This window comes from Streptomyces achromogenes (genome assembly GCF_030816715.1).
Lineage (GTDB): Bacteria > Actinomycetota > Actinomycetes > Streptomycetales > Streptomycetaceae > Streptomyces > Streptomyces achromogenes_A.
In genome coordinates this window covers 1,820,186-1,836,893 of sequence record NZ_JAUSYH010000001.1, presented here as the reverse complement: position 1 = coordinate 1,836,893, position 16,708 = coordinate 1,820,186, and the positions used below count along the sequence as shown (strand labels likewise).

The 16,708-nt window shown below is 71.6% G+C and carries 15 protein-coding genes and 2 tRNA genes; 12 read left to right on the top strand and 5 right to left on the bottom strand.

Annotated elements, in window-relative coordinates; genetic code table 11:
- The first annotated feature begins 54 nt into the window (after positions 1–54).
- Positions 55–879, top strand: coding sequence for a GNAT family N-acetyltransferase (locus QF032_RS08300; RefSeq protein ID WP_307041216.1), 825 nt, complete (start codon positions 55–57; stop codon positions 877–879).
- A 121-nt stretch (positions 880–1,000) separates the two neighbouring features.
- Here QF032_RS08300 and QF032_RS08295 read toward each other — a convergent pair whose 3' ends face one another.
- On the bottom strand, positions 1,001–1,564 hold the full coding sequence (locus tag QF032_RS08295) for a DsbA family protein (RefSeq protein WP_307055581.1): 564 nt from the start codon (positions 1,562–1,564) through the stop codon (positions 1,001–1,003).
- A gap of 285 nt (positions 1,565–1,849) precedes the next feature.
- Here QF032_RS08295 and QF032_RS08290 point away from each other — a divergent pair, with 285 nt between their 5' ends.
- Both QF032_RS08290 and QF032_RS08285 read left to right on the top strand, forming a co-directional pair.
- On the top strand, positions 1,850–2,308 hold the full coding sequence (locus tag QF032_RS08290; RefSeq protein WP_307055579.1) for a hypothetical protein: 459 nt from the start codon (positions 1,850–1,852) through the stop codon (positions 2,306–2,308).
- Positions 2,309–2,549: 241 nt separating this feature from the next.
- A complete protein-coding gene (locus tag QF032_RS08285; protein WP_173877776.1) occupies positions 2,550–2,702 on the top strand; it encodes a hypothetical protein in 153 nt (50 codons plus the stop codon).
- Between the two features lie 95 nt (positions 2,703–2,797).
- Here QF032_RS08285 and QF032_RS08280 read toward each other — a convergent pair whose 3' ends face one another.
- Positions 2,798–3,358 carry a CGNR zinc finger domain-containing protein gene (locus QF032_RS08280; RefSeq protein ID WP_306953878.1) on the bottom strand — a complete coding sequence of 187 codons (561 nt, stop codon included), beginning with the start codon at positions 3,356–3,358 and terminating at the stop codon, positions 2,798–2,800.
- A 381-nt stretch (positions 3,359–3,739) separates the two neighbouring features.
- Positions 3,740–4,153, bottom strand: coding sequence for an SsgA family sporulation/cell division regulator (locus QF032_RS08275; protein WP_004002642.1), 414 nt, complete (start codon positions 4,151–4,153; stop codon positions 3,740–3,742).
- 191 nt (positions 4,154–4,344) lie between these two features.
- Between QF032_RS08275 and QF032_RS08270 the strand changes: the two genes are divergently transcribed.
- The 7 genes from QF032_RS08270 (at position 4,345) to QF032_RS08240 (ending at position 12,693) form a co-directional block, all read left to right on the top strand.
- Positions 4,345–4,806 (top strand): TIGR02611 family protein, encoded by a 462-nt coding sequence (locus QF032_RS08270; RefSeq protein WP_307041210.1) that lies wholly within the window; start codon positions 4,345–4,347, stop codon positions 4,804–4,806.
- Positions 4,807–4,935: 129 nt separating this feature from the next.
- Positions 4,936–5,007 (top strand) — tRNA-Val (locus tag QF032_RS08265).
- 1,109 nt (positions 5,008–6,116) lie between these two features.
- On the top strand, positions 6,117–7,409 hold the full coding sequence (locus QF032_RS08260) for an ABC transporter substrate-binding protein (protein ID WP_307041208.1): 1,293 nt from the start codon (positions 6,117–6,119) through the stop codon (positions 7,407–7,409).
- 14 nt (positions 7,410–7,423) lie between these two features.
- Complete coding sequence (locus tag QF032_RS08255; protein WP_107444956.1) at positions 7,424–8,380, top strand: carbohydrate ABC transporter permease; 957 nt, start codon at positions 7,424–7,426, stop codon at positions 8,378–8,380.
- Positions 8,377–9,252, top strand: a complete 876-nt coding sequence (locus QF032_RS08250; RefSeq protein WP_307041205.1) for a carbohydrate ABC transporter permease — start codon at positions 8,377–8,379, stop codon at positions 9,250–9,252. The genes QF032_RS08255 and QF032_RS08250 overlap by 4 nt, the downstream gene beginning before the upstream one ends.
- A gap of 10 nt (positions 9,253–9,262) precedes the next feature.
- Positions 9,263–9,862 carry a hypothetical protein gene (locus tag QF032_RS08245; protein ID WP_307041203.1) on the top strand — a complete coding sequence of 200 codons (600 nt, stop codon included), beginning with the start codon at positions 9,263–9,265 and terminating at the stop codon, positions 9,860–9,862.
- A gap of 95 nt (positions 9,863–9,957) precedes the next feature.
- On the top strand, positions 9,958–12,693 hold the full coding sequence (locus tag QF032_RS08240) for an exo-rhamnogalacturonan lyase family protein (RefSeq protein ID WP_307041201.1): 2,736 nt from the start codon (positions 9,958–9,960) through the stop codon (positions 12,691–12,693).
- A 64-nt stretch (positions 12,694–12,757) separates the two neighbouring features.
- Here QF032_RS08240 and QF032_RS08235 read toward each other — a convergent pair whose 3' ends face one another.
- The gene (locus QF032_RS08235) at positions 12,758–15,175 is read right to left on the bottom strand and encodes an SCO7613 C-terminal domain-containing membrane protein (protein ID WP_307055577.1); all 2,418 of its coding nucleotides are present in this window, start codon (positions 15,173–15,175) and stop codon (positions 12,758–12,760) included.
- Positions 15,176–15,242: 67 nt separating this feature from the next.
- Here QF032_RS08235 and QF032_RS08230 point away from each other — a divergent pair, with 67 nt between their 5' ends.
- Both QF032_RS08230 and QF032_RS08225 read left to right on the top strand, forming a co-directional pair.
- Positions 15,243–15,689, top strand: a complete 447-nt coding sequence (locus QF032_RS08230) for an SRPBCC family protein (protein ID WP_306953888.1) — start codon at positions 15,243–15,245, stop codon at positions 15,687–15,689.
- A gap of 39 nt (positions 15,690–15,728) precedes the next feature.
- Positions 15,729–15,800: transfer RNA gene (locus QF032_RS08225), tRNA-Val, on the top strand.
- 94 nt (positions 15,801–15,894) lie between these two features.
- Here QF032_RS08225 and QF032_RS08220 read toward each other — a convergent pair.
- Complete coding sequence (locus QF032_RS08220; protein WP_307041195.1) at positions 15,895–16,620, bottom strand: 3'-5' exonuclease; 726 nt, start codon at positions 16,618–16,620, stop codon at positions 15,895–15,897.
- Positions 16,621–16,708 lie beyond the last annotated feature (88 nt).

The following is a 16,708-nucleotide window of genomic DNA, read 5'->3' as shown; positions in this document are numbered from 1 at the left end:
AACCCCGCGGAAATCGAGCTGACGTGGCGCTCCGCGTTGGGTAGAAAGCCCCTGATGACCACGACCCTGCGGCCGACCGAGCCGCTCCAGCGCGCAGCCGACGGGGCGCTGTCGCGCCACTACCAGGTGTGCGTGAACAGCCGTCCCGTCGGAGCGGTCCATCTCTCGACGTCCCTTTCCTTCGGGCCTCGCGTGGCCGTGATCGCCGGTCTGCGCATCGAGGAACCGGACCGCGGGCGCGGCCGGGGCACGGTGGCCGCGCTGGCCGCCGAGGAGGTGGCCCGCGGCTGGGGCTGCAGGCGGATCGACGTCCGGGTGCCGGCGGACGCGTCGGCCGCGCTGCGGCTGGCGACGGCGCTCGGCTACGTCCACCGCAACCGCGGCATGGAGAAACCGCTCGGCCCCGCGCCTGCCCGGCTGCCCGAAGGCAGCCGGGGCCGGTCGATGACGGAGGCCGAGTACGACACCTGGCAGAGGCACGCCGTGGCGGAATACGCCCGGGACTGGCAGGAGCGCGGGGTGCCCGAGGACGAGGCCTTGGCCAAGGCGCGAAACGACCACGAACGGGAGCTGCCGCAGGGCCGCGCGACGCCGAACATGCGGTTCAGCGTGCTGGAACACGAAGGCGTCCCGGTGGGCAGGCTCTGGCTGGCGAGCGTCGGTGACAAGGCGTTCGTCTTCGACGTCGAGGCCGACCAGGCCTTCCGCGGCCGGGGGCACGGTCGTTCCCTGATGCTGCTGGCCGAGACGCAGGCGGCCGAAGCGGGCAAGCGGGTCCTCGGCCTCAACGTCTTCGCCGGCAACACCCCGGCGGAGCGGCTGTACGAGTCGCTGGGATACGTGCCGGTGGCCTACTCGATGTACAAGGCCCTGATCTGAGTACAAGGCCCTGATCTGAAACCGGCCGACTGACCTGCCTGCCTGCCGTCCTGCCGGCTGATCGGGCCTCGGGCACCTCGGACGTCCCCGGCCGGCGGGCGGCCGGGCCACGGACCGGGCATCACGCCTGCTCGGCCAGCAACCGGTCGGCGATCTCCTCGATGCGCTCGCGCAGTCCGTCCTGGCTCTTGCCGCCGTCGAGACGCTCGCCGCCGATGACGTACGTCGGGGTCCCCGTGACGCCGATCGCCTTGCCCTCGGCCTGGTCGGCGTCCACTATCAGCATGTGCCGGCCGTCGATCAGAGCGGTGTCGAACTCCTCCGCGTCCAGACCGAGTTCACCCGCGATCTCGACCAGGAGGGGTTCGCCCCTACGGGCCAGCTCCTCGACCTGGGCCAGCACCGCCTCGACGTACGGCCAGCCCTGCCCCTGTTCCAGAGCCTCCTCGGCGGCCTGGGCGGCGGCGAAGGCGTGCTGGTGCTTCTCCAGCGGGAAGTGCCGCAGCCGCAGTTCCAGGCGGTCGCCGTAGCGCTCGCGCAGGGCGTGCAGGTCGCCGAGCGCGCCACGGCAGTCGGGGCACTGCAGCTCGCACCAGACGTCGAGGACGACGGGCGGCCGGGCGTCGGCCGGGGAGGAGGCGGACGGGGAGGCCGGGGACGAGTGTGCCGGGGACGAGTCGCTCATGCCGCCAGTCTTCCAGCCCCTGCCCGACCGCCCCAATCCGGAGGGCTTCCGGCTCGCCGCCCCAGCGCGCCACCGGAGCCCGCCCCACTGCACCCGGAGCGGCAGCCGGGGGCAGGTGCTACGGCACCTGCGGAGGAGCCGACCCGGAGATGTCCCTGATGTCCGGCTGCGGCATGGCCCGTGAGTGGTGCCCAGGTGCAGGATGGAGGGGGACGAGGCGCAGGCCTGCCGGCTGTGCCGCCGAGTCCGTTCGACCGTGCCCGCACGTTCTGCCTGGAGGACCGGATGATTGCCGAGACCGTCTGTTCCGCCGTCGCCGCGGCCGGCCTCGGCATCGCGGTGGTCACCGCCTACCGCAAGCGTTACCTCGCGGCGGCCCGTATCGCCGCCTACGCCCTCGTGCCCCTCGGCCTCGTGATGACCGGCATCGTCGAGTGGGTCGCCGACACCGCCTTCAGCCCCACGGCCTGGGCCGGTTTCGCCGTGCTGGGCGGGGCCTGGGCCCTCTTCGCCACGACACGCGCCGTGGAACGCCGCCGGGGCGGGACCCGCAAGGAGCGCAGAGCCGCTGCCCGCGCCGCGCACTCCGAAGCGGTGGCGCCCGCGGCCTCGGCGCCGTCCCTGGGGCAGTCCGCCCGGCCGGCCTCCGGACCGGCCTCCCGCCCGGCTTCCGCGCCGCGGGCTAACGGCGCCTCGGACGACTTCAGCGACATCGAGGCCATCCTGAAGAAGCACGGCATATGAAGCCGGCCCTCGACCCGCGGCTCGTGCGGCACGGCAGGTCTCGTGCGGCACGGCAGGTGAGAGGCGGTCCGGGCGGTGCGGTGGTTCCACGGTGAAACGACACAGTCGGGCCGCCCGTGCGCGGAAGTGATCACAGCCTGGACACGGCCTGAAACCGACATCACGGAATCCAGCGAAGTCCCGCTCATTCCGTGCGTGTTGATCGCGCGGAAGATCCTCCCTGCGTCATCATCGCGGCGAGATGCTGGACACGACACAGAGCGACGCCGCGCCGCCGAAGGACGAGCCGCGCGGGTGCCTCTTCGCCCTTTCCCAGCCACCGCTGATGATCTTCCTTGCGGTGATCGGGTGTCTGCTGCTCATGGCCTCGCTGCATGATCTGCTGCTGCTCTGAGCCGTACCCGCGGTCCCCGGCGCCACCCGCCGGGGCCGCGTCGGCGCCAAGCATTCCGACGGAGTCCTGCGCGCGGGGCGTGGGTCAGCCCGCCGTCAGCCCGCCGCCTCCTTGCGACGCGCCCGGTAGGCGGCCACGTGCAGCCGGTTGCCGCAGGTGCGGCTGTCGCAGTACCGGCGGGACCGGTTGCGGGAGAGGTCGACGAAGGCGCGCCGGCAGTCCGGGGCCTCACAGCGCCGCAGTCGCTCCTGCTCACCGGCCACCACGAAGAACGCCAGCGCCATCCCGCAGTCGGCGGCCAGGTGGTCGGCGACCGAGGCGCCGGGGGCGAAGTAGTGGACGTGCCAGTCGTAGCCGTCGTGATCGGTGAGGCGCGGGGTGGTGCCCGCGGCGGCGACCAGCTCGTTGATCAGCTGGGCGGCCGTCCGCGGGTCCTGCGCCGCGAAAACCCCGGCGAACCGTCCACGGACCTTGCGCACGGCGGACAGATCGAACTCGGAGAGCGTGCCGACATCGCTGATGTCGTGCTTTCGTACGAAGTCTCCGAGGGTGGCGACATCCGGCAGCCCGTCCGGAGTCGTGTCGTCCTCCGGCGCGGAGTTCACCAGATCCACCACGGTGTCGAGCGCACACCGGGTGTCGTGGGTGATCAGCACGTTTCGCTCCCTGGCCTGACGGTCGGGCGGGCGCCCGCCGATGCTGGCCGATGGTAGCCGCACCGGGGCCCCGGGCAAGGGGCGGTCGTGCGCCGGATCCCCTGGGGGCGACCCGCGCAGGGGCGGGGCGGCGGGTTCCGGGGCCCCCGGGCGACGGGCGTCCGCATCCGCCCGACAGGTCGGCGGGGGTCGCTCCGGCGAAGTCCTGCCCCGCCGCCCTGAGGACGCACGCATGCCGACGACGCATGCCGACGCACGCATGCCGACGCCGCTCCACGGGTGCCCGTGGAGCGGCGTCGGCGCATGCTCTGTGCGATGGTCTGGCCCGAGCCGTCTCCCCGAGTTGGACGGCGCCGGGCGGCTCGGTGTGAGCCCCTCGTCCTAGCTCTCCGCCAGGATGTGCGAGAGCTCTTGGTCGAGATCGAAGTGCCGGTGTTCCGTGCCCGGAGGCACGGCTGCGTCCGTTCGCTTCAGGAAGGACTCCAGGGCCCGCGCCGGGGCCTCGAGCAGGGCCTCGCCCTCAGGAGAGCTCAGGGCGATGCAGACGACGCCCTGACCGTGACTGCGCGACGGCCAGACACGGACGTCGCCGGTACCCGTGGGCCGGTGCAGGCCCTCGGCGAGGAGGTCGCGGGCGAACACCCACTCGACGGTTTCCTCGGCTCCGGTATGGAAGGTGGCGTGCACGGCGTAGGGGTCGGCCGTGTCGTACCGCAGGCCTGCGGGGACAGGCAGGGAGGACTCGCTCGACACAACGAGGCGCAGGTGCAGCTCGCAGCTGACCGTGGTGTTCATAAGCGCCAGGGCCTTTCGCTCAGTGTGCGCTCGGGGATTCGCACGTCGGCGAAATCGACATGCCACCTACGGTGCCGTTGTAAACCCCTCTGCGTGTTTTGCGTGCCTTTACGTAACTCATCCGGCCGACAGTGCGTTCGCGAAGTACCACCATTCCGGTGACCGGAATCTCTCGGGTAGGGTCTGGCTGTATGAACACGGGGAGTAACGAGCCGGGTGAGGCCTTCGTGGCCGCGGACGACTCGGTGCCGGAGGGCACGGCGGACGACCAGCAGGGGCAGGGGCTCGGCTCCCGGGCGCCGGAATTCGTCAAGGCGCGCCGCATGCTGCACCTCAGCTGGCAGGTCGGCGTCTTCGTCATCGGCCTCGCCGTGGTCGGCGCCGGCATCGTCATGCTTCCGCTGCCCGGTCCGGGCTGGGTCGTGATCTTCGGCGGCATGGCGATCTGGGCGACCGAGTTCGTCTGGGCCCAGCTGGTTCTCCGCTGGACCAAGCGCAAGGTCACCGAGGCGGCACAGCGCGCTCTCGATCCGCGGGTCCGGCGCCGCAACATCATCCTGACGTCGGTCGGCCTGGTGATCATCGGCGCGCTGGTGGGCTTCTACCTGTGGAAGTTCGGTCTGACCATGCCGTGGAAGATCAAGGATCAGTGACCGCCGTCCGGTCATGGGCCGCGAAGGCCTTGCGATCGCCGGTCCACGGTCCGCCCCGGCATCGCTGAATCGCGGGTTGTCCCTGGTCACGGCCACCCCCTGACATGGGGTAATGTTCTTCCTGCGTCCGGGCGATTAGCTCAGTGGGAGAGCGCTTCGTTCACACCGAAGAGGTCACTGGTTCGAACCCAGTATCGCCCACCGGAACGTCGGCCCGTCTGTGAATCCCGCAGACGGGCCGAGGTCGTTCCGGAGCGATCGCCGCACCGTCCGTGCGACCCGCCCGACGGACCGTGACGGCCTGGGCGAGCCGCGACGGGTGTGCGTGCGCTCCCGCCTCGTGAAACCCGCAGGCCGCACGGTGAGCCGCCCGCCGTGCCAGGCCGGCAGCTCCCGGCATGCGCACGGACTCGCTGCTCCACCCCGGCCGCTGCCCTCTTCGAGCCGACGGCTCCGCACCTGGCTCCGCCCCGGCGGCTCCGCCCCGACGGCTCCGCCCCGGCGGCGGCCTCCGCGTCTTCACGCCCTCGATCGACCCTGCCCCACCCTCCTGCCGCCGATTGCCCTCGCCCGGCCCGAGCGCCTCGCCCTTCGCCCGTCCGGCAGCCCACCGCGATCGCCCGGCAGCCGGCGCCTGCCACCTGCCCCGTCCCTCGCCCTCCCGGCAGCCGGCGCCTGCCACCTGCCCCGTCCCTCGCCCTCCCGGCAGCCGGCGCCTGCCACCTGCCCCGTCCCTCGCCCTCCCGGCAGCCGGCGCCTGCCACCTGCCCCGCCCTTCGCCCGTCAGGCACCCCGCGCCTCGACCACCTGCCCCGCCCTTCGCCCGTCAGGCACCCCGCGCCTCGACCACCTGCCTCACCCCTCACCCGTCCTGCCCCCCGCCCTCGCCCGCCCGGCAGCCCGTGCCCCAACCACCCCTGTGCGCCCCACCCCGGCCCGCAGCTCCCCTCCTCGATCCGCGCCACAAGCCTCCCCTCGTGGACGGCGCGCCTCAACTGCCGTGCCGAGTGGCGTCCTTCGTCCCGCACGCCTCTCATGTCCCGCTCGCCCAGCCGGATTTCGGTGGCCCGTGCAGGAGAGCGCCGCCCGCGCCTGCTGTTCGAACCTCCGAACTGACCGACCTGACCAGGGATTTCATGGTTCTCGGGCCGACGGTCGACGGCCCTGCCCGCACCCGGCTCCTTTGCCCGCTCACAAGAAATTCCTGTCCGAATCATTGACGCTCCCTCAAGCCCCTCGTACCTTGTGCCAGCAAGCGCTTTCTTGAAACGATTCATGCAAGCGGTGACGCTGCGGGGAGGGGCCCGACTGTGGGAACCAGCAGGAATGTTGAGAGGCGAACGATCCTGAAGGCGGCCGGAGCCACGGCGGCCACGCTCGGGCTGGCCGCGACGACGACGGCGTGCGGGGGAGACAGCGGGACCTCGGCGGACGGGACGGTGACGATCCGTTACGCGTGGTGGGGCGGCGAGCCGCGCACCATCGCCATCAAGAAGACGATCGCGCTCTTCGAGAAGAAGTATCCGAAGATCAAGATCAAGCCCGAATTCACCGACTACGAGGCGTTCTGGGAGAAGTTCCAGACCCAGGCTTCCGGCGGGAATCCGCCGGACGTTTTCCAGAATGCGGTCGGATTCCTGCGCAAGTACGACAAGCGCGGCGTTCTGATGGACCTCAAGGCGCAGGCGGACGCGGGGAACCTGAACCTGGAGAACTTCCGCAACGGCGTCCTGGCGAACGGTCAGGTCGACGGCAAGCAGATCGGCATACCCGTCGGCGCCAACACCATGGCGCTCGTGATCGACCAGAAGGCTTTCAAGAAGGCCGGCGTCGAGGCGAAGTTCGGCTGGACCTGGAACGACTACTTCGCCGCGCTGCAGACGATCCAGGACAAGCTGAAGATCGCCGGCGACACCGGTTACTTCGCCATCATGTACCTCTACGACCTGTACCTGCGGCAGAACGGCAAGGCCTTCTTCACCGACAGCGCCCTCGGGTTCACCGAGGCCGACCTGACCCAGTGGTGGGAGGACGGCTACAAGCGCGTGAAGTCCGGTCTCGTCGCCGATCCCAAGAAGATCGAGCAGGCCAAGCCGAAGTCCGGTCTCTCGGCGGGCCTGGCAGCCTCCGAGTTCACCTGGGACAACTTCTCCATCCGCTACCAGGGCGAAGGCGATTCCGACTACGGGCTCGCGCCGATCCCCACCACGGACGGCAAGAACACCGGCCAGTACCTCGGTTCGCTGATGCTGAGCGCCTTCTCCGGGACCAAGCACCCCAAGGAAGTCGCCCAGTTCATCGACTTCATGGTCCACGACCCCGAGGTCGGCAAGATCATGGGTTACGACCGCGGCATCCTCGCCACCACCGAGCAGTACGACGCCTTCAAGCCGACCGACCCCAACAACAAGGGCGTCGCGGCCTACGAGGACGAGGTCGCCAAGGCGGGCGTCCTCGGCAAGATCACCCCGCACCCGTCCGGTGCGGACGTCGTCGAGGCGGCCTTCCTGCGGATCGGCGCTGAGGTCGCCCAGGGCAAGACCAAGCCGGCCGATGCGGCGAAGGCGCTGTTCAGCGAGGCCAAGGCCGCGTTCGCGGGCTGAGGGGACGTACCACCATGACGCTCGTCAAGGAAGCGCCCGTGCGCCCGGCGAAGAAGCGGTCCGCCGCTCCTGCCGCCGGGCGGCGGGGGCGGCGCCGCGAGAACCTCGCCGGCTATCTCTTCATGTCGCCGTGGATCGCGGGGTTCCTGCTGCTCACGGCGGGGCCGATGATCGCGTCGCTCTACTACGCGTTCACCAGCTACAACCTGTTCACGCCGCCGAAGTGGGTGGGCCTGGACAACTTCACGACGATGTTCCAGGACCCGCGCTGGCAGAAGTCGGTCGAGGTCACGCTCAAGTACGTCGTCGTGGCGACGCCGCTGAAGCTGCTCCTCGCCCTCGGGGTGGCGCTGCTGCTCGCGCAGAAGCGGCGCGGACAGGCCCTGTACCGGGCGGCGTTCTACATGCCGTCGCTCATCGGGGCGAGCGTCTCCGTGGGCTTCGTGTGGCGGGCGCTGTTCTCCGACGACGCCGTGGTGGACCGTACGCAGAAGGTCTTCGGGGTCGACGTCGGCGGCTGGATCGGCAACCCGGACTACGTCCTGTACTCCCTGGTGGCGCTGAGTATCTGGCAGTTCGGCGCGCCGATGGTCATCTTCCTCGCGGGGCTCAAGCAGGTGCCCCAGGAACTGTACGAGGCCGCCGAGATGGACGGGGCCGGCCCCCTGCGGCGGTTCTGGAACATCACGCTGCCGATGATTTCCCCGGTGCTGTTCTTCAACGTGCTGCTGGAGTCCATCCACGCGTTCCAGGTGTTCGGCTCGGCGTACGTGGTCTCCGACACCCGGTGCGGACCGGCCGACGCGACCCTCGTCTACACCTGTTACCTGTACCAGAAGGGCTTCAAGGAGGCACAGATGGGCTTCGCCTCCGCGATGGCCTGGACGCTGGTGGTGGCGGTCGCGCTCGTCACGGCGGTCCTGTTCTGGTCACAGAAGAAGTGGGTGCACTACGAGGAGGCCGCCAAGTGACCAGTGCCACCAGTCCCGTCGTGCGCACCGCGAGCGAGCGGCGGCGCACCGGATCCCTCGCCTGGCACGTGGGCGCCCTGCTCGTGCTCGCGGTCGTCCTCTACCCGGTGGTCTGGGTGCTCGGCGCCTCGTTCAAGCCGAGCAAGGACATCATCGCCAGCCTCGACCTGCTGCCGGCCAAGCCGGTCTGGGCCAACTTCTCCGGGCTCGCCGACGGCATCTCCGGCATCTCCATCGGCAGCTTCTTCACCAACTCGCTGCTGTACGCGGTCCTGGCCGTGGTCGGCGTGGTGCTGTCCAGCTCGCTGACGGCCTACGCCTTCGCCAAGATCCGGTTCGCCGGCCGGAACCTGCTGTTCACGCTGATGATCGGCACCCTGCTGCTGCCGTACCACGTGCTGCTCATCCCGCAGTACGTGCTGTTCCGCAACCTCGGCTACATCGACACGCTCGTGCCGCTCGTCGCGGGCAAGTTCCTGGCCACGGAGGCGTTCTTCGTCTTCCTGATGGTGCAGTTCATGCGCGGGCTGCCGCGGGAGCTGGACGAGGCCGCCAAGCTCGACGGCTGCGGGCACCTGAGGACCTACTGGTCCATCGTGCTGCCGCTGAGCCGCCCCGCCCTCATCACCAGCGCCATCTTCACCTTCATCAACGCGTGGAACGACTTCATGGGGCCGCTGATCTACCTCAACACCCCCTCCAAGTACACCGTGTCGCTGGGGCTGATGATGTTCCGCGACCAGGAGGGCATCTCCAACTACGGCAGCATGATCGCGATGTCGTTGGTGGCGCTGGTGCCGGTCATCGCCTTCTTCATGGCCTTCCAGCGCTATCTCATCGACGGAATGGCGACCTCCGGACTGAAGGGCTGAGGCGGTCACCATGGCGCAGACAGGGGTGAAGGCGCGCTCCACGCGCAAGGAGTCGGTGTTCGGCGAGCGCTTCGCGATCTTCGCCGAGTGTCTGCTCACCGGGGTGTGGATCGCCGTGGCCTGTCTCGGGGTCGTCACCTATCCCGCGGCCTTCGCGGCCGGCGCACGGCATCTGCGGCGCCGTACGCGCCACGAGAACGGCGGGCTGCGGGAGTTCGTCGCGGACTTCCGGGCGGCCGTACGCGGCGGGTGGGCCGTCGGGCTCGCCGGCTGGGCGGCGGCCGCCGCGGTCTGGACGGACGTCCTGGCCGTGCGGGCCGGTCTTCCCGGTGGGCCGGTCGTCGGAGCCGTCGGCGTCCTCGCGCTGATCGGGCTCGCTGTGGCCCTGCTGCGGGCGGCGGCCGTCTGGACACCGGGCTCCGCCTGGCGCGCGCTGGTCGCGGAGGCCGGGCGGCGGACCGTGCTCGACCCCGCCGGGTCCTTCCTGGTCGTCTGCGGGCTGGCCGTCGTCACCCTGTCCGCCCTGTTCGTCCTGCCCCTGGCGGTCCCGGTCCTCGGGGCCGTCGCGGCGGCGGCCGTCGCCGTCGAGCGGCGGTACCGGCACCGCTGACGGCGGTGCCCCCGCACCAGGTCGGCGCCGCGGGCGCCGCACCTCTCTCTGTCATGCCCCTGACCACCCTGCTTTTCGCACGGAAAGGAAAGGCCATGTCCCCCATCCCCCGCAGGTCCCTCCTCAAGGCGGCCGCGGTCGCCGGCGCCGCCGCGCAGTTCAGCTGGGCCCTGGGAGCCAAGGACGCCGAGGCCGCGCCGAGAACCACGGCCGCGGACACGGATCCGGTGACCCTGGACTGGCTGGAGGACGGCGGCCTCGGCGCCGCCCCCGGCTCCACCCTCGGCGTGCCCTGGCCCATGGGCGCGTACCGGGAGGACCAGACCTTCGCGCTGACCGACGCGGCGGGCAAGGACGTCCCCGTACAGTCCTGGCCCATCGCCTACTGGCCGGATGGCTCCCTCAAGTGGACTGCGCACGCGGTGAGTTCGGGTTCGGGCAAGCTCACCCTCGCCGCCGGCGCACCGGCCGCTCCCGCCAAGAAGGTCACCGTCGACAAGCGCGGCGGCACCATCGAGGTGTCTACGGGCGTCATCACCGCGAAGATCGGCAAGTCCGGGGCGACCCTCATCAAGTCCGTCACCCGTGGCTCCACCGAGATCGCCAAGAACGGTCGTCTGGTCCTGATCCGGCAGCCCGAGATCGAGGACGAGGACCAGGGCGCCGTCAGGACCGAGCGCTTCGAGGGCTCCATCGACGGGGTGAGCGTCGAGCAGTCGGGTCCGGTCCGCGCGGTCGTCCGCATCGACGGCAAGCACCGCAAGGGCAGCCGCAGCTGGCTGCCGTTCTCCATCCGTCTCTACTTCTACGCGGGCGCCGACTCCTTCCGCATGGTGCACACCATCACCTACGACGGCAAGCAGGAGCCCGGCAAGGCGAGCGGCGACTTCATCAGAGGCCTCGGCGTCCGCTTCACCGTCCCCATGCGCGACGCGTCCTACGACCGGCACGTCCGCATCGGCGGCGAGGGCACCGGTCTGCTGCGCGAGGCGGTCAAGGGCATCACCGGACTGCGGCGCGACCCCGGCGCGGCGGTGCAGGCCGCCCAGTACGCGGGCCAGAAGCTGCCCGACCCCGCCACCTGGGACCAGCGGGTCACCACCCGCCTCCAGTACATCCCCGAGTGGGGCGACTACACGCTCTCCCAGCTGTCCGCCGATGGCTTCACCCTGCGCAAGCGCACCAAGAAGGGCCACGGCTGGATCGGCGCCGGCGGCGGCAGGCGGGCCTCCGGCTTCGGGTACGTCGGCGGCGTGAGCGGCGGGTTCTCCTTCGGCCTGCGGGACTTCTGGGAGAAGCACCCCGCCCAGCTGGACATCCGTGACGCGCACACCGACGCCGCCGAGGTCACCCTCTGGCTCTGGTCGCCCGAGGCGCAGCCCATGGACCTGCGCTTCTACCACGACGGGATGGGTCAGGACACGTTCCCCGAACAGCTCGAGGGCCTCAACATCACCTACGAGGACTACGAGCCCGGCTTCGGCACCCCCTACGGCATCGCCCGCACCTCCGAACTCCTCTTCTGGGCCAACGAGTCGACGCCGACGCCCGAGAAGCTCGCCGAACAGGTCGAGGCCGTGCGGGTGCTGCCGCAGCTCGCGGCCCCGCCCAAGCAGCTCATCAAGGCCAAGGTGTTCGGGCCGGGCCTGTACTCCGAGCCGGACCGCTCGACCCCCGCCAAGGCGAAGATCGAGGACCACCTCGACTTCCTCTTCACCTACTACAAGGGCCAGGTGGAGCAGCGCCGCTGGTACGGCTTCTGGGACTACGGCGACATCATGCACACGTACGACACCGTCCGGCACCAGTGGCGGTACGACATCGGCGGGTACGCCTGGGACAACTCGGAGCTGTCGCCGGACCTCTGGCTGTGGCTCGCGTACCTGCGCAGCGGCCGTGCGGACATCTTCCGCTTCGCCGAGGCGATGACCCGGCACACCGGCGAGGTCGACGTCTACCACCTCGGCAAGTGGGCGGGCCTGGGCACCCGGCACGGCGTCCAGCACTACGCCGACAGCGCCAAGCAGCAGCGCATCGCCAACACCACCTACCGCCGCTACTACTACTTCCTGACGGCGGACGAACGCGTCGGCGACCTGATGCACGCCAACGTCGACTCCGACGAGACGTTCCTCGCCCTGGACCCGTTGCGCAAGATCCGCACCGAGCCCTACACGCCCGACCGGCACGCCCTGTCCATCGGCTTCGGAACCGACTGGAGCGGGCTGGTGTCGGCGTGGCTGACCGAGTGGGAGCGCAAGGGTCCCAAGTGGGAGAAGGCCAAGGCGCGCGTGCTGTCGACCATGGAGACGATCGCCGCGCAGCCCAACGGGTTCGTCCAGGGCAGCGGCCTGTACGACCTGGACACCGGCAGGTTCGCCGTCGCCGACAAGCCCAAGGTCGAGGTCTCCCACCTCTCGGCCGTATTCGGCCTCAACGAGCTGTGCGCCGAGCTGATCCACCTGGTCGACATGCCGAAGTTCAACGAGGCCTACTTCGACTACTGCCGCTACTTCAACGCCACCAAGGCGGAACAGACGGCACGCTACGGCTCCAACTTCGGCACCCTGCTGCTCTTCCAGGGCCACTCGCGTCTCGACGCCTACGCCGCCGTCCAGACCGGTGACGCGGCGCTCGCCAAGCGGGCATGGGCGAAGTTCTACAGCTCCGACGGCTACACCGAGTCCTCGCCGTGGAAGACGGAGCCGCTCAGCGGTCCCGCCACCTTGGTCGCGGGCAGCGAGGCCACCTGGGTCGCCACGAACGACACGGCGCTCTACGGCCTCGCCGCCATCGAGAACCTGGCACTGCTCGGCGACAAGATGCCGTGACGGACGCCCGGCCCGTCCCGGGGGCCGTCCCGGGACGGCCCCCGGGACGACTCGCGCCACCGCTCTAGTGCATGCGGTCCAGTACCTCCCGCACCCGCCGGACGTCCCGCAGTCGCTGCTCGTACGTCGCACCGAGGGCGAGCAGCAGCAGTCCGGCGAGGGCGGGAGGCACCCAGCGGGGCAGCGCGTCGCCTACCTGGGCGAGGTACGGGGCGAGTTGGCGCAGCGCGTCCAGCGTGAGCACCGCGCCGCCCAGAACCAGCGGCGCCCGGAGCCGGCGCCGTGCGCCTGACAGGGTGAGCGCCAGCGCGGCCGCGCCCAGCAGCAGGGGGCGGATCCACTCCGGGTCGTACCAGGCGACGGCCAGGCTGGGCAGGAGGGTCGCGGCGAGGCCGGGGCCGTACGCCGTCCAGGACGACGTCCGCGGGTCCGTGCGCCGGCGCAGGACGCCCGCGAGCAGCGCCAGGACCGTCACCGGAAGCGTGTACGCCTCCGGTGTGTCCACCCGCCAGTCGGCCAGCCGCACCCACGAGGCCAGGACGAAGAGCACCGCGGCCACGTGAGCGGCGACGCGGCGGTCCGGACGGACGGCCGTGCCCGCGGCGATCACCGCGCACAGCGACAGCACCAGGGCGAGCAGGGGCAGGTCGGACACCGCGAGGCCGACGGCGACGAGGCCCGCGACGGCGCCCGTCGCCTCGACGGCGAGTGTGGTGGCCGCGTCGCCGGTCCGGGCCGCGACCAGTGCGGCGACGGCCGGGACCACCAGTACCAGCAGCGCGATGTGCTCCGGCCGCCAGCCCGCGGCGGCGCCTGCCGCGCAGGCCAGGGCCGTGGCGTAGCCCAGGGAGGCGGCCGCGGTCACCGGCGCCGAGCGCCCACGCCAGGCGGCTGCCGCGCACACCACGGTGAGCGAGCCGAGCACGGCGAGCGTGGCGGGCTCGGCGGCCAGTGAGAGGAACGTGAGACCGAGGGACGAGCCCAGGGCGAGCGCGGTGGCCGTCCGCGACGCCGGCGCCAGCAGGGCCACCGTCAGCGCACCCTGCACCGACAGACCGACGACGTACGGGAGTTGGAGGGCCGCCGGGGTGACGAGCACCGCGGCCCAGGTCAGCGCCGACGCGGCGGTCCGTGCCTGGGCCCGCCACTCCTCGTCGCGGACCGCGGTCGCCGTGACCGCGGCGACCGCGAGGAGGACGAGGGGGACCGTGACGGCGTACGGCGGCCAGAACGCGTCGGTCGCCGCCGCGGCCCGGGCGTCGGCGGGTGCGCCGGACCACACGCGCCCGAGCCACGAGACCGGCCCCAGCAGCGCGACGCCGACGGCCGGCACCGACCACAGCACCGCGCCCGCCTGCACGGCACCGGAGGCCCGGAAGAAGCCCCGGCGCACCGCCTCCGGGCCCCGGGACCCGGCCAGCAGGGCGATCCCGCAGGCCAGATACGCCGGCACCGCCCAGTCACCGGGCAGCGAGACCCGCAGGACGCCGCCCAGGCCGACGACCGCGCACAGGGCGCCGGCCGCGGCCGTGCCCGTCGCGAGACCGGTCCCCGGGGCGAACCGGGTCACCGCCAGGGCGATCACCGCCGCGAGGGCGAGGAGCGCCGCGGCCCGTGCCGCATCGCCCGGACCGGAGGCGTCCACCGAGAGCAGGCCTGCCGTCAGCACCGCCCAGCCACCCGTCCCGGCGGCGCACACCACGGCGACGACACGCACCGCCCGCTCGGACGCCCGCAGCGCGACCGTCGCGTCGAAGGCGGCCGTCAGCAGCACCGCGACCGTGATCGTGCGCGGTCCCCCGCCGGCCGCCACCGACCACAGCGGCAGCACGAGTTGAGCAGCCGTCACGGCGGCGGGCCGGGGGAGTCGCAGCGCGGCCGAGCCCGGCAGCGCGGCGAGGGCCGCGCCGTAGACCGCCCACAGCGCCGCGAGCGCGGTGAAGGCGAGCGCCGCGTACGTCGTCCCGTCCGCCGCCGGGAACGCGGCCTCGTGCAGGGCGTACGCGTCCAGCAGCGTCAGCGCCAGACCCAGGCCCGCGACCGCCTCGGCGGTCGAACGCAGCCGTCGCCGCAGCAGCGGCACGGGCGCGGCGAGCACCGCGGAGGTGACCGCGCCCAGCACCGCGGAGCGGCCGACGATCCCGAGATGACCCCAGCTGACCAGGGTGAAAACCATGGCCGCGACGGTGAGCAGGATGCCGCCGAGCAGGAGGAGGACGTTCTGCACGCCCGGCGCGGTGGCCTCGGGCGGGGCGGCCGGAACCCGAGGCGCCGGCGGGCCCGGCAGGACCGGGGCGGCCGGCTGCACCGGGTGCGCCGCCGCGTGCTGCAGGGCGGCGACCAGCCAGGCCCGGCGGGTCAGCAACTGAGCCCGGCGGGCGTCCAGTTGCCACAGCTCCGCGTCGAGCAGCCGCAGCTCGTCGGCCGGGGGCGGAATATGCGTCATGCCTGGGAGTGTGGCTCGCGTCACGTGCCCGGGCATGAGCGCACGTACTCAGGGACGTACTCAGATACGGTCGGCCGCCCCCGCGGGCGGGCACACTCGGCCCATGGACTGGACCCGCTACCGCTTTCGCAGCCTTTGGCCGCTGGACGCGCCGCCCACGCGCGTGTACGAGGTGCTGGAGCGAGCCGAGGACTACCCACGCTGGTGGCCCCAGGTGCGCGAGGTGAACCGGATCGACGACACCACCGGCGTCATCCGTATCCGCTCCCTCCTGCCGTACGACATGACCTTCACCGCGCGTGAGGTGCGGCGAGATCCCGCGGCCGGAATCCTTCAGACCGCGCTGTCGGGCGACATCGACGGCTGGGCGCGCTGGACCGTCACCGCCGACGGCTCCGGCAGCCTCGCCCGCTACGACCAGGCCGTCGAGGTGAACAAGCCACTGCTGAGACGGCTCGCCGTGCCCGGACGGCCGGTGTTCCGCCTGAACCACCGGCTGATGATGCGGGCCGGGCGGCGCGGCCTGACCGCGTACCTGGAAGCGGTTTGAAGGATGCGTGCGGGGACCTGTATTGTTCGGTGCGTTCCCGGGCGATTAGCTCAGTGGGAGAGCGCTTCGTTCACACCGAAGAGGTCACTGGTTCGAACCCAGTATCGCCCACCGGGAGAGGCCGGTCCGCGTCGAGCGGACCGGCTTTTTCGTGCCCGGACGCAGGGCCCGGACGAGTCGCCGCACACGCCCCTGGGACAGACCTTCAGGCCGCTGCCGGCATCCCGGGACGCAGGGGCCACGAGGTGTCCACCGTCTCCGGTGAACCGCTGCGCGCGAACCACGCCTGGAGCCCCCGCGCCTGAGCGGCGTGCCAGGACGTCTGCAGGGCGTGCAGCTCGGCCGGGGACAGGCGTTCCAGGCGCGCGGCGAAACGGCGCCCCACCGCGCGGACGACCTCCAGCGCGGCCAGCGCGTCCGCCGCCGCGTCGTGCGCCTCCGCCAGGGTCACGTCATAGTGCGCGCACAGGTCGGTGAGCGTGCGACGCCCCTTGCGGTAGCGGTCCAGCTGCTTGTCCAGGACCCGCGGGTCCAGCACCCGCAGCGGCGTCGCGTCCAGCCAGTGGCCCAGCGACGAGGCCCGGTGCCGGCGCAGCTCACGGTCGAGCAGCGTCAGGTCGAACGGCGCGTTCATCACCACCAACGGGCGTCCAGCGGCCGCCTGTTCGGTGAGCAGCTGGGCTATCTCGAACATCACCGGCGCCGGCCAGCGGCCGTTGCGCTGCAGGTGGTCGTCCGTCAGTCCGTGCACCTCCGTCGCCCCCGCGGGCACCGGCACGCCCGGGTTCACCAGCCATCGGCTGACCCGCGGCCGCGCCCCCGGCGCGTCCTGGACGACGAGGGCGGCCGACACGATCCGGTCGGTCTCCACGTCGACACCTGTCGTCTCCGTGTCAAAAGCGGCCAAAGGGCCCTCGTACCAGTACGTCATACCAATCCAACCCCTCGTTCACCCACGGCAGCTGACGCACCGTCTTCTGCCAGTTTGGTGATACCCGGGCTGTTTGCGCCGTACGCCG

Excerpts from the sequence above, each read along its gene's own strand:
- QF032_RS08300 (WP_307041216.1), top strand. The coding sequence starts at position 55 with ATGACCACGACCCTGCGGCCGACCGAGCCGCTCCAGCGCGCAGCCGAC.
- QF032_RS08295 (WP_307055581.1), bottom strand. The coding sequence starts at position 1,564 with ATGAGCGACTCGTCCCCGGCACACTCGTCCCCGGCCTCCCCGTCCGCC.
- QF032_RS08290 (WP_307055579.1), top strand. The coding sequence starts at position 1,850 with ATGATTGCCGAGACCGTCTGTTCCGCCGTCGCCGCGGCCGGCCTCGGC.
- QF032_RS08285 (WP_173877776.1), top strand. The coding sequence starts at position 2,550 with ATGCTGGACACGACACAGAGCGACGCCGCGCCGCCGAAGGACGAGCCG.
- QF032_RS08275 (WP_004002642.1), bottom strand. The coding sequence starts at position 4,153 with ATGAACACCACGGTCAGCTGCGAGCTGCACCTGCGCCTCGTTGTGTCG.
- QF032_RS08270 (WP_307041210.1), top strand. The coding sequence starts at position 4,345 with ATGAACACGGGGAGTAACGAGCCGGGTGAGGCCTTCGTGGCCGCGGAC.
- QF032_RS08255 (WP_107444956.1), top strand. The coding sequence starts at position 7,424 with ATGACGCTCGTCAAGGAAGCGCCCGTGCGCCCGGCGAAGAAGCGGTCC.
- QF032_RS08245 (WP_307041203.1), top strand. The coding sequence starts at position 9,263 with ATGGCGCAGACAGGGGTGAAGGCGCGCTCCACGCGCAAGGAGTCGGTG.
- QF032_RS08240 (WP_307041201.1), top strand. The coding sequence starts at position 9,958 with ATGTCCCCCATCCCCCGCAGGTCCCTCCTCAAGGCGGCCGCGGTCGCC.
- QF032_RS08235 (WP_307055577.1), bottom strand. The coding sequence starts at position 15,175 with ATGCCCGGGCACGTGACGCGAGCCACACTCCCAGGCATGACGCATATT.
- QF032_RS08230 (WP_306953888.1), top strand. The coding sequence starts at position 15,243 with ATGGACTGGACCCGCTACCGCTTTCGCAGCCTTTGGCCGCTGGACGCG.
- QF032_RS08220 (WP_307041195.1), bottom strand. The coding sequence starts at position 16,620 with ATGACGTACTGGTACGAGGGCCCTTTGGCCGCTTTTGACACGGAGACG.